Consider the following 15,782-nt stretch of genomic DNA (forward strand, 5'->3'; position numbering starts at 1 on the left):
GCGAGTGTGACCGCAAAGTAACCGGTGCGGTTCCCTCAGGCAACCGACTTCCGATCTCGATCGGAGAACGGTGGGTGATTGACATCCGCTGTCCACTTTCGTTGCCTGATGCATCAACCTGGGTGTGCCAGGCTGGCTCGGTGAGCACTGTTCTGTCGCCCTCGTCGTGGACCGTCGCCGAAGCCCGCAGCCTGACCGCCCGGCTGCGGCACACCAATCTCACCGGCCCCGAGTACGACGGCCTGGAGCTGTTCGGCGCCCTGACCGGCTACCTGGACGAGCTGTACGGCGGCGCCGGCTTCGACCGGCTGCTGCCCGAGCCGGAGCGCGCGGCCCTGGCCGGGCGGATCCGGAAGGCCCGCGGGCCCGGCGTACCGGTGGATCTTTCAACTACAGAAGCGGACGCGCGGCTCGACCAGCCGGTCAACGCGGCCGTGACGCTGGCCGAGGGGCGGGAGCTCGCCGCCGAACTGGCCGCGGCGCCGGAGTGGCAGGGCGAGCTCGGCCGCTGCCTGCAGGCGCTGTACAGCTATCTAGACCACTTGTACGGCGGGCCCGGCGCGTTCACCGAGCTGCTGACGCCCGAAGAGGTCGTGGAAGTGTCCGCGGGGTAACAGCCTCGCCACGCTGTGGACCTAGGGGCGGAGTTGGTCCCTACTGGCCATTACGGTAGGCGCGTGAGTTTCTCCTCCTCCAACCGTCCCCAGGCCGCCGGCGCCCGCGCGGCCAAGCCCAGCGGCAGCGGCAGGCGTCTGCCCGGCAGCCGCGAGCGCCGCCCTGCGCTGGCCGCCCTGGCGGTGATCCTGATCCTGCTCGGCGCCGCCGGCTCTACGCTGATCGCCCTGCGCAGCGGCGACCGCCAGTACTTCGTGGTGGTCAAGAAGAACGTGGCCCCAGGCCAGCAGATCACCGACGACGACCTCAGCCGCGGCGACCTCGCCGGCGCGACCAAGCAGCTCCTGCTGTGGTCCGACCGGGACTCGATCAAGGGCAAGTACGCCACCGGGTGGATCTACGCGGGCCAGTTCGTCTCGGAGAAGAACTTCATCGCCGACCCAGTCCCCGAGGACGGCGCACTGATCGGCATCAGTGTGGACAGCGGCCGGGCGCCGGCCGAGTCGGTCGGTGTCGGCGACATCGTCCGCCTGGTCCGGGTCCCGGCCGCCAACCAGGAAGGCGGTGGCGCGCAGGTCATCGTGCAGGCGGCGCGGGTGACCAACACCAGCGGCTCGCTCACCGACGGCAAGACCGGCGCGAGCACGACGGCCAACGTCACCGTGCTGATCAAAGACGACAAGGTCACCAACGTGGCGGCCGCCGCGGCGGCGAAGACGCTGGTCCTGGTCAAGCTGGCCGACTCGGTCAAGCCGGACATCTCGAACGACCCCGGAGCCCGCTGATGGCACTGGTCGCTTTGGCGAGCGCCAAGGGCTCGCCGGGCGTGACGACGGCCAGCCTGGTCCTGGGCGCGCTCTGGCCGCGCCAGGTCCTGCTGGCCGAGTGCGATCCGGCCGGTAGCGACGTCGCGATCCGGATGACCGCACCGGGCGGACAGCCGCTGAACTCGGACCGCGGACTGCTCAGCCTGGCCGCGGCGGGCCGTAAGGGCCTCGGCGACGAGGTCATCATGGCGCACAGCCAGCAGCTCGACGGCGGGCTGGACGTGATGCTCGGAGTCCGTTCGCCCGAGCAGATCGGCGGCATCGCCGGGCTGTGGGCGCCGCTGGGCCTTACCTTCAACCAGATGCACAGCGCCGACGTCCTGGCCGACTGCGGGCGTATCGGGCCGGCGTCGCCGCAGTTGCCCGTCGTACAGGCTGCTCGGCTCGTCGTACTGGTCTGTACGGCGACCGGCTCGTCCGTGGCGCACCTGCGGGAGCGCCTGTCGTCGCTGGTGCACCACGTCGACGCACGGCTCGCGGTGATGGTCGTGGCCGACCCGAAGCGTCGTGACGGGGTCAAGCAGGTCTGGTCGGTGCTGGACGCGATGTCGATCCAGATCCACCACCGCTGGCACCTCGCGTACGACCCGGTCGGTGCGTCGTTCTTCGACGGCCGCGGACACGGCCGGCTGGAGAAGACCGCGCTGATCCGGACCGGCAGCGAGATCGCCGCCGACATGGCGTCGATCGTCGGGATGCCTTCGCAGTACGAGTACGACATGGCGCAGGCCGCCTTCCCCGAAGGGGAGGTGCGCAGGTGATCACCGACCAGGAGCTGGTCCGCAAGCTGCGGGTCCAGGTCGCCGAGCGGCTGAACGAGCAACGCCGCCGCGACCAGGTCAACGGCGTACCGCCGATGAGTGCCGAGGACGAGCGTGAGTACGCCCGCTCGCTGATCGTGCAGGTGCTCGAGGACCACGCCCGCTACGAGCTGGCCGAGGGCCGGACGCCGCCGACGCCCGAGGACGACGCGCAGATCGCCGGCGCGATCCACTCCGCGCTGTTCGGCGTCGGCCGGCTGCAGCCGCTGATCGACGACCCCGAGGTCGAGAACATCGACATCAACGGCTGCGACCAGGTCTTCGTCCAGTACGGCGACGGCCGCGAGGAGCGCCCCGGGCCGGTCGCGGAGTCCGACGAGGAACTGGTCGAGCTGATCCAGGTCCTGGCCGCGCACGCCGGTCTGACCAGCCGCCCGTTCGACTCGGCCAACCCGCAGCTCGACCTGCGGCTGCCCGACGGCTCGCGTCTGTCGGCCGTGATGGGCGTGACGTCGCGCCCCGCGGTCTCGATCCGGCGGTCCCGACTCGGTCGAGTCTTCCTGAAGGACCTGGTCGCCAACGGGACGTTCTCCGACGAGATCGGCTCGTTCCTGAAGGCGGCCGTCGCGGCCCGCAAGAACATCATGATCGCGGGCGCCACCAACTCCGGGAAGACCACGCTGCTGCGCGCGCTGGCCAACGAGATCCAGCCGCACGAGCGGCTGATCACGGTCGAGCGCTCGCTGGAGCTCGGGCTCGGCGAGTTCAAGGACCTGCACCCGAACGTCGTCGCGTTCGAGGAGCGGCTGCCGAACTCCGAGGGCGTCGGCGAGGTCAGCATGGCCGACCTGGTCCGCCGCTCGCTGCGCATGAACCCCAGCCGCGTCATCGTCGGTGAGGTGCTCGGCGACGAGATCGTCACCATGCTGAACGCGATGAGCCAGGGCAACGACGGGTCGCTGTCGACGATCCACTCGAACAGCTCGATGGAGGTGTTCAACCGGATCAGCACCTACGCCATCCAGGCGACCGAGCGGCTCCCGATGGAAGCCACCCAGATGCTGATCTCCGGCGCGCTCGACTTCGTCGTGTTCGTCCGCAAGCACAACGACTACCAGCACGGCGGCACGCTCACCCGGTACGTCGAGAGCATCCGCGAGGTCACCGGCTGGGACGGCCGCGTGCTGTCCGGCGAGGTGTTCGCGCCCGGACCCGACGGCCGCGCGGCGGCGCACGCGCCGATCTCCTGCATGGACGAGCTCGAGCACTTCGGCTACCAGCCGATGGTGCACGGCCGGTGGGCGTGAGGTGCGCCGATGAATGACAGGACCCTGATCGCGCTGCTGTGCGGTGCTGTGGTCGGCGGCGGGATCCTGCTGCTGATCATCGCCCTGCGCGGCACCGAACCGCGCGACGAGACGCCGTCGCTGTTCAAGCGCAGCCGCAGCGCGGACAGCCGACGGCAGTTGACCCGGCTCGGCGCCGGTGTCGTCGTCGGCCTGCTCGTGCTGGTGGTGACGCGCTGGCTCGTGCTCGCCGTCGCGCTCGGCTTGCTGGCCGCGATGGCCGACCGGTTCTTCGGCGGTACGGGCGAGGAACGCCGTGCGATCGAGCGGCTGGAAGCCCTGGCCACCTGGACCGAGGCGCTGCGCGACACGATCGCGGGCGCGGTCGGCCTGGAGCAGGCGATCCCGGCGACCGCCGTCAACGCGGCCCCCGCGATCAAGCCCGGCCTGAACTTGCTGGTCGACCGGCTGCGGATCCGCGAACCGTTGCCCTCGGCCCTGATGCGGTTCGCCGACGACCTGGACGACCCGTCGGCCGACCTGATCGTCGCGGCCCTGGTGCTCAACGCGCGGCTGCGCGGCCCCGGTCTGCGCGAGGTGCTGACGGCCCTGGCCGACTCGGCCCGCGAAGAGCTCGACGTACGCCGTAAGGTCGCCGCCGAACGGCGCTCAACCCGGCGCTCGGTCCAGGTCGTCGTCGCGATCACCCTGCTGGTCGCGGCCGCGCTGGTGCTGTTCAACCCGCAGTACGTCGAGCCGTACACGAGCTTCGTCGGCCAGTTCGTGCTGTTCCTGGTGATCGCCCTGTACGCCGTGGGGCTGGTCTGGCTGCGCAAGCTGGCCAAGATCGAGGTGCCCGAGCGGTTCCTGATCCGGGCCGACGACAAGCGGTCCGCCCGGGCCGGCGACGAACGGATGGAGGTGGTGGGCGGATGACCTGGGCCTTCATCTGTGGCGGCCTGGTCGGCGTCGGTGTGTTCCTGCTGGTCCGGATGCTCGTCCGGCCGGCGCCGAACGTGCTGTCGACGATCGCCCGGATCGACGCCGGGCGGTCCGGCTACACCAGCGGCTCGACCGCGAGCGCGGCGGGGGAGAAGGTGCTCGGCGGGGTCGACAAGGCCCGCGAGACCCTCGGCCGGCGGCTCGAGGCCGAGGCGAACGCGCGCGGCTGGGCCTTCGGCCGGCTGCGCCGCGACCTCGCGGTGATGAACCAGCCGTTCGCGACGATGCTCGCCACCAAGGTGTTCTTCGCGCTCGGCGCGCTGATCTTCATCCCGGTGGTGCTGTTCGCCGCGTCGTACCTGGGCTTCCCGGCCCCGGGCGCGGCCCCGGCCGTGGTCACGCTGGCCGCGATGACCTTCGCGTTCTTCCTGCCCGACCTGGCGCTGCGCCAGGAGGCCGAGGAACGCCGCCGCGACTTCCGGCACGTGGTCGGCAGCTTCCTCGACCTGGTCGCGATGAACCTGGCCGGCGGCCGCGGTCTGCCCGAGGCGCTGATGACCGCCTCGACGATCGGCGACCACTGGGCGATGGCCAGGATCCGCCAGGCGCTGGCCAACGCCCGCCTGATCGGCATCACCCCGTGGGACGCGATGGCCCGCCTCGGCGAGGACCTCGGCGTCGAGGAGCTCCGCGACCTCGCCTCCGCCCTGGCCCTGGCCGGCGACGAAGGCGCCAAGATCCGCGCCTCCCTGTTGTCCCGCGCGGCCTCCCTGCGCCGCAAGGAACTCGCCGACGTCGAAGGCAAGGCCGGCGAGCGCTCCCAGTCCATGCTGGTGGCCCAGCTCGTCATGTGCGCCGCCTTCATGCTCTTCCTCGGCTACCCGGCAGGAGCCGCGATCCTGGGAAGTTAGTGGTGCGGCGGATCGGGCAAGGGATCCGTCGAGGCAGTTCGGTCGTCGTACCGGGCATACTGAGGCCCGGTTCGGGCTCACGAGTGGGAAAGGCAATCGGATGAACCTGGAAGTGCAGTTCGTGCGCGCGATGGTCGGGTACGCGCTGGCGCGGGCCCACAACCAACGGGCCAAGGCCCGGCGGGGTGAGAGCGAGCTCGGGGCCTCGGCGCTGGAGTGGGCGATCATCTCGGCCATCCTGGTCGCCGCCGCGATCGCCATCGGCGCCGTGGTCAAGGGCGTCATCGACAAGCGCACCGGCGAGATCCAGAAGGGCTGACGCCTTGCCGCAGGGACGCCGGCGCACCACCGCCACCACCGGGCACCGCCTCGCCCGGACCGGCGGAGCCGGCCGGTCCAGGCGGCGCTTCGGCGTACCCTCCCGCCGCCGCTCGGAACGAGGCGCCAGCTCCCTGGAGCTGGCCATCCTCGCACCGACGATCCTGGCGCTGATCTTCGTCTCGATCCAGAGCGCGCTGTGGCTGTACGGGCGCTCGGTGGCCCTGAACGCCGCCCAGGAAGGCGTCTCGCGGCTGCGGATGGTCCAGCCGACGCAGTACTCACCGGCGATCGGCGAGAAGGTCCGCGTCGACATCGAGGCGTACGCCCAACAGCTCGCGGGCAACTCTCTCGGCGACGCGAAGGTCGAGTCCCCGGCGTACAACGACCCTGAAGGCCAGGTGTCCTTCACCGTCACCGGCGAGACCATCTCGCTGGTCCCCGGCCTGACGCTGAAGGTCTCCCGCACCGCCACCGGCCCGATCGAACAGTTCGAAGCGGACGACGGCGAATGAGCGCGCGCAAGCCGATTTCTGCCCGCGCCGGGCGGCGGCGCAGTCGTCGTACAGAACGCGGAACCATGGCCCTGGAGATGGTCATCCTCGCCCCCATCCTCTTGATCCTGTTCTTCTTCCTGCTCGCCTGCGGCCGCTACTTCCAGACGTCTTCACTGCTGGAGAACGCCGCCCGCGACGGCGCCCGCTCGGCCAGCCAGGCCCGGCAACTGTCCGACGCCCAGGCCCGCGTCGACCAAGCGGTCGCCCGCACGATGGACCAGGCCGTCGAGTCCTGCAAGACCACCGCCTCCGGCAGCATCACCACCGGCTTCGTCGCTGGCACCCCGCTGTCGGTCGAGGTCACCTGCACCATCGACTACCGAGACCTCGGCTTGCTCGGCATCGGCGGCGACACCACGATCACCAAGAAGTTCTCCAGCTCCCTCGACCCCTACCGCGGAGTCCGAGATGGCGAGAACCCGTAAGCCGGCGGGCTCAACGCCCGCCGCCCGCCGTACGCCGGCTGGCTCTCCCCGTACGACGCGCCGCCGCAACCCCGCGGCCCGCCTCACCGGATGGTTCCGCATCGATGCCCGCAGCAACGACCGCGGCGCCCTCAGCCCCGCGGTGGTGATCCTCGCCCTGATGATCTTCACCCTCGCCGGCCTCGTCATCGACGGCGGCCGTCAGTTGGGCGCCCGCTCGAGAGCGGTCGGCTACGCCCAGGAAGCCGCGCGCGTCGGCGCCGCGACGATCGACCTGAAGGTCGCCGAAGCCAGGATCGACGCCACCAAAGCCGACACGGCGGTCAGTGCGTTCTGTGCCCAGGTCACCGCGAACGACCCGGCCGTCACCGCCTGCGGTACGTCGAAGCTCACCGACAAGGACCTCGCCGTCGACGTGACGATCAGCAACAAGACGACGTTCCTCGGCATGGTCGGCATCGCCAACCTCGACGCCCACGGCACCGGCGAGGCCCACGCGGAGCAGGGGGTCACCAAACCGGACGAGACCCAGCAGATCCCACCGATCTCTGTGATCACCAGTCCCGAAGGACCGGGCGCTCCGACGGAACCGGCCGAACCACCCACGATCAGCGTCAGCTGCCCGACCTGGACGGTCGGCAGCCCGAAGCCGACGTTGACCATTCCGATCCCGCTCCCGGACAGCTGCACCCCCAACGTGACGCCGGACCCGACCGACAGCCCCTCGGACAGTCCTCCGACCGACAAGCCGCCGGGAACCCCGCCCACGAAGACTCCGCCCTCCGATCCACCCGGTGGGGGCGGCCCCGAGCCCACCGCGTTCCCGCGCAACTCCGTGCCCCCGACAGCCGGCTGATGACTGTGCTGCCAACCCGCCCCGAAGGAGTCTCCGTCGTGCGACGACCGACGCTTCCTGCTGCCGTACTGGTGGTTGCCCTCCTGCTGACCGGCTGCGGTGGTGGCGACACCAACAAGGGCTCCCTCCCCGAGGGCGTCGACGACCCCGGTTCGACGAGCACGGGCGGCACCCCGGGCACGGGGGATCCGTCGACACCGGGCACGACCACCGAACCGAGTGAACCGGTGAAAACCCCGCCCGCCGCCAAGGCCCAGGTGATCGTCGTCCCCGGGAACTTCGCGAACAACCCCGCCGTCCAAGGCCTCGTGGCGAAGTACCCGATCTACTACAAGGCCCGGGTCGACCGGAACGACAGCGTGATCCGTGAGACGTTCCCGGCGTATTTCTACCTGGACGTCACCGACAACATCAAGACCGCCAAGACCCGTGGGTACGTGATGCGCCCGCCGGGCAGCGTGGTCGTGATGAGCGCCGTGAACATCCCGCACGGGCTGGTCCAGCTCAACCTCTGTCTGTCGCAGCGGACGCAGTACTGGAATCCCGGTGCGAAGAAGTGGGTGAAACCGGCGCCGCAAGGACTTCCGCAGGTGATCCAGATGGTGAAGACCGGACTGGGCTGGTCGATGTACCGCGAGATGCGGCCGGCCAAGCCGTTCAGCTGCGCAAAGGTGCCTTTTCCGGCCTAGACCGCACAATGATCGGGCCGTCGTGGTGGTGTCACGCTCGCTCGGGCGGGCATGATGCTCCCGGGCGGCGATAACCTGCCAGCAGGACAAGACTCAGGAGACAGGATGCGCAACCGGGTGGCCCGAGGCTTCATTGCCCTGAGCACCGTGCTGGCCTTGCTGCTGGTGGTCCCGGCAGGTATGGCCAGTGCCGACACCAAACACATCGGCGCTGGAACCTGCAATCTGTACGTGAACTCGAGCGGCTTCGGTGCGTTCTGCGGCTCCGGCTGGCTGGGCACGGCCGCGAGCAACTGGCACCAGCTTCTCGGCGGACTGCCTTTCGTCCCGTGCCGTGACTTCGACGTCCCGCCAGGCGTGACTCTGCCTGCCGCGCCGGATGGCAAGGAGTGGAAGCTCCGGCTGACGATCGTCGACTACGACCTGCAGTCGGTGTCACCCCCGGGCGGTGCCAAGGCGCACATCGAGCGCGCGATCATTCCCGTCGGACCGGGTGAGCGGAACCAGTGCCCGGTCCTTCAGTACATGGAGCGGTTCTGGTCGACCTTCGACGAGGGCTACCCACCGCCGGTGCTGCAGGTCAACCCGACCTTCACGCCGCGGGTCAACATCCCGGCCTACTTCGACCTGACGCCGGACAGCGCGTACATCAAGAAGGAATCGTCCCTGGCTGTGTACGGCATCGACCAGGACTCCTTGACGATGCGCGGCGTGGTGGGCGAGATCATCGTCGACCCGGGGGACGGGTCGAAGCCGATCGACTGCATCGGTGGTGTTGCGCCGCTGGGCAAGGACAGCTACGACAAGACCAAGGATCCGGACCAGCAGATGAGCAACTGCAAGCACGTGTACAAACGGTCGAGCGCGACCCAGCCGGACGGCATGTACACGGTCAAGCTGCGGATCCGCTGGGACGTCTCGTACTGGCACACCAATGACGGGACCTGGGAGTTCGTCGACTCCGCCTGGGTCGACGCGGTGCAGCGGTTGCCTGTGCAGGAAGTTCAGGCTATCGGTGGGTGACGGTGGCGCGATGGAGGGACGACGATGGTGAAGACGACTGATCCGGTGCGGGCGGCGCGGTTGCCGCAGCGGGGGTCGGGGAGTGCGGCGGCGGACCGGGTGAAGGGGTTCGTGTCGTTGCTGGCGGTGCTGGCGATCGTCGGTGGTGTGCCGTACGTGCTGCTGACGTTCTTCGGCAAGCCCTGGCCCGACGAGATGCCCTCGCGGGACGTGCTGTTCAGTGAGCTGAGCATCGAGACGGTGCTGGGCATCATCGGGTTCTTCATCTGGCTGGCCTGGGCGCACTTCGTGGTGTGTCTGGCCGCGGAGGTCGTGGCCGAGGTGCGGGGGCACGGGTTGTCGCCGCGGATTCCGCTGGGTGGCGGGTCGCAGACCCTGGCTCGGCGGCTGGTGGCCGGCGTGGTGCTGATCGCCGGTACGGCGAGCGTGACGCTGCCGGTCGCCAACGCGGTCACCACGAGCGGCGTCGCGCCGACCTCGATCAGCGTGACGCAGGGCGGTGACGACTCCGTCTCGACGTACCGGCAGACCGAGAAGCGCAGCACGGTGCTGAGCGGCGGGCACACCGGCGTACGGACCAACAACGACCAGTCCGGTCAGGTGGTCAAGTACACCGAGGTCCGGCCGCCCGAGGGGCGCAACTACGACTGCCTGTGGGACATTGCCGAGCGGTACCTGGGCGAGGGGCGTCGCTACAAGGAGATCTACGACCTCAACAAGAACAAGCTGCAGCCCGACGGCCGCCGGCTGACCAACCCGGACCTGATCATGCCGGGTTGGCAGGTCCGCCTGCCCGCCGACGCGAAGGGTCCGGGCGTGCACACGGTCCGGGTCGCGATCGACACCCCGACGCCGGTCCAGCAGGACGACAAGCTGTCGCCGAACACCAAGGACACCAAGGAGAAGGTCTCCAAGCCGACGGTGAAGACGACGACCGAGGCCAAGCCCGGGACCGGCAGCCGCTGGTTCGAGGAGCAGGGCACCGAGAAGCCGTCGTCGATCGCGATCGGCAGCGACGCGGCCGTCAAGGACACCAAGCCGGCCGAGCCGAGCATCGACGTCACCCAGCCCCACGGACCCGGTACGACGGAAGCTCAGCCCGGCGACCCGGCCGCGGGCGGCACGAAGGTGCCGGACGTGGTGGTCGAGTCGGACAACGGGATCAGCGCGACCGAGGCCGGGATCTACGGCTTCGGGGCGACGCTGCTCGCGGCCGGTCTTGCGGTGGCCCTGAAGCGCCGGCGCGGCTGGGCCCTCGGGCCGGGCCCGAAGTCGGCGTCGAACCGGCAGACCGAGGTCAACCTGCGGCTGGCGGCCGACGTACCGACCGCGCAGTTCGTCGACAACTCGCTGCGCCAGCTGGGCGCGAGCATGACCGAGGCGAACCGGATGATGCCGGTCGTCGTGGCCGCACTCGTCACCGACCGCGCGCTGACGCTGGTGCTGGAGCCGGGGGAGAACCAGGCCCCGCCGCCGGCGCCGTGGCAGGTCATCGCCGACGGGCGCCGCTGGGTGCTGCGCCGGGCGTACGCGCCGACGAGCGAGGTGACCGCGCCTTCGCCGTACCCGACGCTGGTGACGATCGGCCGGAACGCCGACGGCGCCACCGTGCTGGTCGACCTGGACGCCGCGCGTGGGGTGGTCAGCTTCGGCGGGGTCACCAACGCGTCCCGCGACGTCGTCGGCTCGCTGGCGGCCGAGCTGGCCACCAACCTGTGGTCCGAGGGTGCGCACGTGAGCATGGTCGGCTTCGGTGACGACCTGTCGTCGCTGGCCCCGGCCCGGCTGAGCTACTGGACCAGGCTGGAGGACGCGCTGCAGGAGGTCACCCGGCGTACCGACAACCAGGTCCAGGCCTGTGCCCGTCGCGACGCGGACTCCGTGGCCTCGGCCCGGATGGCCTACCCCGACCCGATGCTGTGGGGCGCGGAGATCATCTTCGTGTCCGCGCCGCCCTCGCTGGAGGAGCAGCAGCGGCTGGGCCGGCTGGCGGCCGACCCGAAGCGCTGCGTCGCCGTGGTCGTCGTCGGTGACGTGCTGGACGCTCCGTGGCGGTTCGTCGTGGACGAGAAGAACCAGGCGGTCTGCCGGTTGCTCGGCCTCGAGGTCGATGCCCACAGCATCAACCCGGCCCAGTTCGCGGACCTGGTCGCGCTGTTCGAGACGGCCGAGTCCGAGGCCAGGGACAAGCGTCGTACGGAGCAGGACATGCCGGCGTACGAGTACTCCTCGATGGACCTGAGCCAGGCGGCGCCGGTCGAGGTCGACCTGCTCGGCCCGGTCGAGGTCGACGCGCGCGGGCCGATCGACCCGGGTCGCGTGGCGCTGGCGACCGAGATCGTCGCGTTCCTGGCCAGCCAGGACTACGGCGTCCACCCGAACGTGCTGGCCGGGTCGATCTGGCCGCGCGGGATCAGCGACGAGCTGCGCAACGCGGCGCTCGAGCACACCCGCCAGTGGGTCGGCGTCGACGCCATGTACGCCGACGAGTCGGGCCGCTGGATGCTGAACCGCAGCGTCGTACGGGTCGACTGGGACGTGTTCCGCACGCTGACCAAGCAGGCCGAGCTGATGGACGACCCGCGTCAGCCGCTGTCGACCGCGCTCAGCCTGGTGCACGGCCAGGCCTGGTCGGGGCTGCCTGCCGGCCGGTACTCGTGGCTCGCCGCGGCCGGCATCGAGCGGCGGATGGCCGAGTCGGTCGTCGACGCGGCGCTCAAGCTGGCCGAGGCCAGCCTGCGCCACAACGACGGCAACCTGGCCCGCACCGCGCTGCAGACCGGCCTGAGCTTCGCCCCGGCCTCCGAGGAGCTGTGGCGCGCGACTCTGCGCCTGGCGTCCCACTTCGGTACGACGGACGACGTCACGGTGATCGCCGGCCAGATGTACACGGCCCTGTCCAAGCACGGCGGCCCCCGCGGCGCCGAGGCCGAGACCGACGCCCTGGTCGACGAGCTCCTCCCGGGCTACCGCCGCCAGGCGGCCGTCGCCTAGCTGACGACGCGAAGGGCCTGCTTCCCTCGGGGAGCGGGCCCTTCGTCGTACAGGCGGGTCAGAGGCTCTGCGCGCCCCAGGTGTCGCACGCGCTCATGTCGCCGGAGTCCATGCCGACGCGGAACCAGCGCTGGCGCTGCTCGGCGGTGCCGTGGCTGAAGTTCTCCGGGGTGACCCGGCCCTGGGTCTGCTGCTGGATGCGGTCGTCGCCGACGGCCGCCGCGGCGTCGAGGCCACGGTCGATGTCGTCGTCGGTCAGGCCCTCGATGAACGTGTCGCCCTGCGCGTCCTTGGCGGTGGTCGCGTGGTTGGTCCAGATGCCGGCCAGGCAGTCGGCCTGGAGCTCGGAGCGGACCGAGTCCGAGGTCGGGCCGGTCCGGGACTTGATCCGGTCCAGGTAGCCGTACAGGTTCTGGATGTGGTGGCCGTACTCGTGCGCGACCACGTACGCCTCGGCGAAGTTGCCGCCCTTGGCGCCGAGCTCGGTCTGCAGCGTCTGGAAGAAGCCGAGGTCAAGGTAGACCCGCTTGTCCGGCGGGCAGTAGAACGGGCCGACAGCGCTTGAGGCGGCGCCGCAGCCGGTGTTCACCTGGCCGCCGAAGACGCGCATCGGCGCCTTGACGTACTTCTTGCCGCGGCGCGGCAGCTCGGCGGCCCAGAAACCCTCGATCGAGTTCTGGTAGAAGACGAAGCGGCAGTCCTCGTTCTTCTCGAGGTCGGTGCCCTTCTTGCAGGTGTCGAGGTTCCCCGCGGCGGTGTTGCGCACGGTGGGCTCCTCGGAGCCGCCACCGCCCACGCCGGGGATGCCACCGTTCAGCAGGAGGACCACCACGAGCAGGATCAGGCCGCCGATACCGCCGCCGACCGGGATCCCCATCCCGCCGGGCAGCAGACCGCCGCCACCGCCCCCGCTGCCGCGGGTGTCCTCCACACCGCTGGTGTCCAAGTCGGCGTCCGGATTGAATTTCACAGCAACTACACTAGACCCGGACCGGGAGTAGAGGCCGCCTCGAAACGTGGCGTCGCCGACCCGTGTCCCCCCTTGCCACCCGACTTTGAGGACCCCTGCGCCGCCATGATCACCGCCACAGACGTCGAGGTCCGCGTCGGGGCCCGGCAGTTGCTCGCGCCGGCGTCCTTCCGGGTCGGTCCCGGCGACAAGGTCGGTCTGGTCGGGCGCAACGGCGCCGGCAAGACGACGCTGACCAAGATCCTGGCCGGAGAGGGTTTGCCGGCCAGCGGTTCGGTCAGTTCCTCGGGCGAGATCGGCTACCTCCCGCAGGACCCGCGCACCGGTGACCTGGCCGTCCTGGCCCGCGACCGGATCCTGTCCGCGCGCGGCCTCGACGAGGTCGTACGGCGGATGCGCAACGCCGAGAAGCAGATGGCCAGCTCCGACGACAAGACCCGCGAGAAGGGCATGCGCCGGTACGAGCGCGCCGAGGCCGACCTGCACGCGGCCGGCGGGTACGCCGCGGAGTCCGAGGCCGCCCGGATCGCGGCGAACCTCGGGCTGCCGGACCGTGTCCTCGGCCAGCCGCTGAGCACGCTGTCAGGTGGTCAGCGCCGCCGGGTCGAGCTGGCCCGGATCCTGTTCGCGCAGGCCGAGACGCTGCTGCTCGACGAGCCGACCAACCACCTGGACGCCGACTCGATCGTCTGGCTGCGCGACTTCCTCAAGCAGTACCCCGGTGGCGTGATCATGATCAGCCACGACGTGAACCTGCTCGAGGAGACCGTCACCCGGGTCTTCCACCTGGACGCGAACCGGGCCGAGATCGACGTCTACAACGTCGGCTGGAAGGCGTACCTGACCCAGCGCGAGACCGACGAGCGCCGCCGCAAGCGCGAGCGGGCGAACGCGGAGAAGAAGGCCTCGCAGCTGGTCGACCAGGCCAACAAGATGCGCGCGAAGGCGACCAAGGCGACCGCGGCCCAGGGCATGCTGAAGCGGGCCGAGAAGCTGATGGCCGGGCTCGAGGACGTGCGCGCGTCGGACCGCGTCGCGAAGATCGCGTTCCCGACCCCGGCGCCGTGCGGCAAGACCCCGTTGATGGCCAAGGAGCTGTCCAAGTCGTACGGGTCGCTGGAGATCTTCACCGACGTCGACCTCGCGATCGACCGCGGTTCGCGCGTCGTCGTCCTGGGGCTGAACGGCGCCGGCAAGACGACCCTGCTGCGGGTGCTGTCCGGGATCGAGAAGTCGGACACCGGCGAGGTGATCGACGGGCACGGGCTCAAGCTCGGGTACTACGCGCAGGAGCACGAGACGCTCGACGTCAACCGGACGGTCCTGGAGAACATGAAGTCCGCGGCGCCGGACCTCAACGAGACCCAGGCGCGCTCGGTGCTCGGTTCCTTCCTGTTCAGCGGGGACGACGCCGACAAGCCGGCGCGCGTGCTGTCGGGTGGTGAGAAGACCCGGCTCGCGCTGGCGACGCTGGTCGTCTCGGCCGCGAACGTGCTGCTGCTGGACGAACCGACCAACAACCTGGACCCCGCGTCGCGCGCCGAGGTGCTGAACGCGATCCGTTCCTACACAGGCGCGATCGTGCTGGTGACCCACGACGAGGGCGCGGTCGAGGCGCTCGAGCCCGAGCGCGTCCTGCTGCTCCCGGACGGTGTCGAGGACCTCTGGACCAACGAGTACGCCGACCTGGTGTCGCTGGCCTGAGCGACCTGCAGTCGTTGGTCCGGGACGACGTGGTCTCGCGGGTCTGAGACGTTTTCCACAGCCGGTCAGGACGCCCCGAAAACGGGGGTCCGGTCCCGTATGTTCTTGGGCATGGAGAACAGTGGACTGCGGTTGACGGTGGACGGACCGGTCGCGCGGGTGGTGCTCGACCGGCCGGAGGTGCGGAACGCGCAGACGCCCCGGATGTGGCGGGCGCTGGCGGAGTTCGGCGCGGCTGTGCCCGCGGACGTGCGGGTCGTCGTGGTGTCGGGGGAGGGGCCGTCGTTCTCGGCGGGCCTCGACCGGGCGCTGATGACGGCCGAGCCGGTCGAGGGCGACGAGCCGTTGCTCGCGCTCGGCACCAAGCCGGTCGACGAGGTGCACCGGACGATCGCCGAGATTCAGGCTGGGTTCTCCTGGCTGCGCAGGCCGGAGTTCATCAGCATCGCGGCGGTCCAGGGGCATGCCGTCGGCGCCGGGTTCCAGCTGGCGCTGGCCTGCGACCTGCGGGTGCTGGCGCCTGACGCGAAGTTCAGCATGCGGGAGCCGGCGCTTGGGCTGGTCCCGGACCTCGGTGGGACGCAGCCGCTGGTCCAACTCGTGGGGTACTCGCGAGCGCTGGAGATCTGCGCGACCAGTCGGTGGGTCGAGGCGGCCGAGGCCAAGGAGATGGGGCTGGCCAACATCGTCGTACCGGCTGAGGAGCTGGAAGGCACGGTGAAGGACCTGACCGATGCGCTGCTGACCCCGCTCGTCGACGCGATCCGGGAGACCAAGGCGCTGCTGCTAGGGGCTGCCGACCGCACCTACCAGGAGCAGTTGAAGGCCGAGCGCGAGGCTCAGCAGCGGCGACTGGCAGCGCTGGCGTGGTACCTCGGCTGAGAGGCCCGGGAAGAAACGGCTG

16 protein-coding genes are annotated in these 15,782 nt (G+C 70.3%); 15 read left to right on the plus strand and 1 reads right to left on the minus strand.

The genetic code is table 11. The features are described 5' to 3' along the window. Positions 1-140 precede the first annotated feature (140 nt). The 13 genes from ABD235_RS07750 to ABD235_RS07810 all read left to right on the plus strand — a co-directional run bounded on the left by ABD235_RS07750 (position 141) and on the right by ABD235_RS07810 (position 12,204). Positions 141-614: a hypothetical protein gene (locus tag ABD235_RS07750; protein ID WP_344171445.1), complete on the plus strand. Its 474-nt coding sequence runs from the start codon at positions 141-143 to the stop codon at positions 612-614. 63 nt (positions 615-677) lie between these two features. After that, a complete protein-coding gene (locus tag ABD235_RS07755; RefSeq protein WP_344171447.1) occupies positions 678-1,400 on the plus strand; it encodes a CpaB family protein in 723 nt (240 codons plus the stop codon). Then, positions 1,400-2,203, plus strand: coding sequence for a CpaE/TadZ family protein (locus ABD235_RS07760; protein ID WP_344171449.1), 804 nt, complete (start codon positions 1,400-1,402; stop codon positions 2,201-2,203). The genes ABD235_RS07755 and ABD235_RS07760 overlap by 1 nt, the downstream gene beginning before the upstream one ends. Further along, the gene (locus ABD235_RS07765) at positions 2,200-3,510 is read left to right on the plus strand and encodes a TadA family conjugal transfer-associated ATPase (protein WP_344171451.1); all 1,311 of its coding nucleotides are present in this window, start codon (positions 2,200-2,202) and stop codon (positions 3,508-3,510) included. Before ABD235_RS07760 ends, ABD235_RS07765 begins: the two co-directional genes overlap by 4 nt. Before the next feature lie 9 nt (positions 3,511-3,519). Continuing rightward, complete coding sequence (locus ABD235_RS07770; RefSeq protein ID WP_344171453.1) at positions 3,520-4,425, plus strand: type II secretion system F family protein; 906 nt, start codon at positions 3,520-3,522, stop codon at positions 4,423-4,425. Beyond that, positions 4,422-5,342: a type II secretion system F family protein gene (locus tag ABD235_RS07775; RefSeq protein ID WP_344171455.1), complete on the plus strand. Its 921-nt coding sequence runs from the start codon at positions 4,422-4,424 to the stop codon at positions 5,340-5,342. The genes ABD235_RS07770 and ABD235_RS07775 overlap by 4 nt, the downstream gene beginning before the upstream one ends. A gap of 100 nt (positions 5,343-5,442) precedes the next feature. Further along, entirely contained in the window at positions 5,443-5,661 is a 219-nt protein-coding gene (locus ABD235_RS07780; protein ID WP_344171457.1) for a hypothetical protein, read from the plus strand. Between the two features lie 4 nt (positions 5,662-5,665). After that, positions 5,666-6,175 carry a TadE/TadG family type IV pilus assembly protein gene (locus ABD235_RS07785; protein ID WP_344171459.1) on the plus strand — a complete coding sequence of 170 codons (510 nt, stop codon included), beginning with the start codon at positions 5,666-5,668 and terminating at the stop codon, positions 6,173-6,175. Positions 6,176-6,240: 65 nt separating this feature from the next. Then, positions 6,241-6,642 (plus strand): TadE/TadG family type IV pilus assembly protein, encoded by a 402-nt coding sequence (locus ABD235_RS07790; RefSeq protein ID WP_344171461.1) that lies wholly within the window; start codon positions 6,241-6,243, stop codon positions 6,640-6,642. Continuing rightward, positions 6,626-7,498, plus strand: a complete 873-nt coding sequence (locus ABD235_RS07795; RefSeq protein WP_344171463.1) for a TadE/TadG family type IV pilus assembly protein — start codon at positions 6,626-6,628, stop codon at positions 7,496-7,498. The genes ABD235_RS07790 and ABD235_RS07795 overlap by 17 nt, the downstream gene beginning before the upstream one ends. Before the next feature lie 38 nt (positions 7,499-7,536). After that, positions 7,537-8,187 (plus strand): hypothetical protein, encoded by a 651-nt coding sequence (locus tag ABD235_RS07800; RefSeq protein ID WP_344171465.1) that lies wholly within the window; start codon positions 7,537-7,539, stop codon positions 8,185-8,187. A 105-nt stretch (positions 8,188-8,292) separates the two neighbouring features. Further along, a complete protein-coding gene (locus ABD235_RS07805; RefSeq protein ID WP_344171467.1) occupies positions 8,293-9,210 on the plus strand; it encodes a hypothetical protein in 918 nt (305 codons plus the stop codon). A gap of 24 nt (positions 9,211-9,234) precedes the next feature. Further along, a complete protein-coding gene (locus ABD235_RS07810) occupies positions 9,235-12,204 on the plus strand; it encodes an AfsR/SARP family transcriptional regulator (protein ID WP_344171469.1) in 2,970 nt (989 codons plus the stop codon). Between the two features lie 58 nt (positions 12,205-12,262). Here the strand turns inward: ABD235_RS07810 and ypfJ are convergent, their stop codons facing one another. Beyond that, a complete protein-coding gene (gene ypfJ, locus ABD235_RS07815) occupies positions 12,263-13,174 on the minus strand; it encodes a KPN_02809 family neutral zinc metallopeptidase (protein WP_344171471.1) in 912 nt (303 codons plus the stop codon). 105 nt (positions 13,175-13,279) lie between these two features. Here ypfJ and ABD235_RS07820 point away from each other — a divergent pair, with 105 nt between their 5' ends. Further along, entirely contained in the window at positions 13,280-14,878 is a 1,599-nt protein-coding gene (locus tag ABD235_RS07820) for an ABC-F family ATP-binding cassette domain-containing protein (protein WP_344171473.1), read from the plus strand. 111 nt (positions 14,879-14,989) lie between these two features. Beyond that, complete coding sequence (locus tag ABD235_RS07825) at positions 14,990-15,760, plus strand: enoyl-CoA hydratase/isomerase family protein (RefSeq protein WP_344171475.1); 771 nt, start codon at positions 14,990-14,992, stop codon at positions 15,758-15,760. Positions 15,761-15,782: the final 22 nt, after the last annotated feature.

Origin of the sequence: Kribbella lupini (assembly GCF_039529595.1) — a bacterium.
Lineage (GTDB): Bacteria > Actinomycetota > Actinomycetes > Propionibacteriales > Kribbellaceae > Kribbella > Kribbella lupini.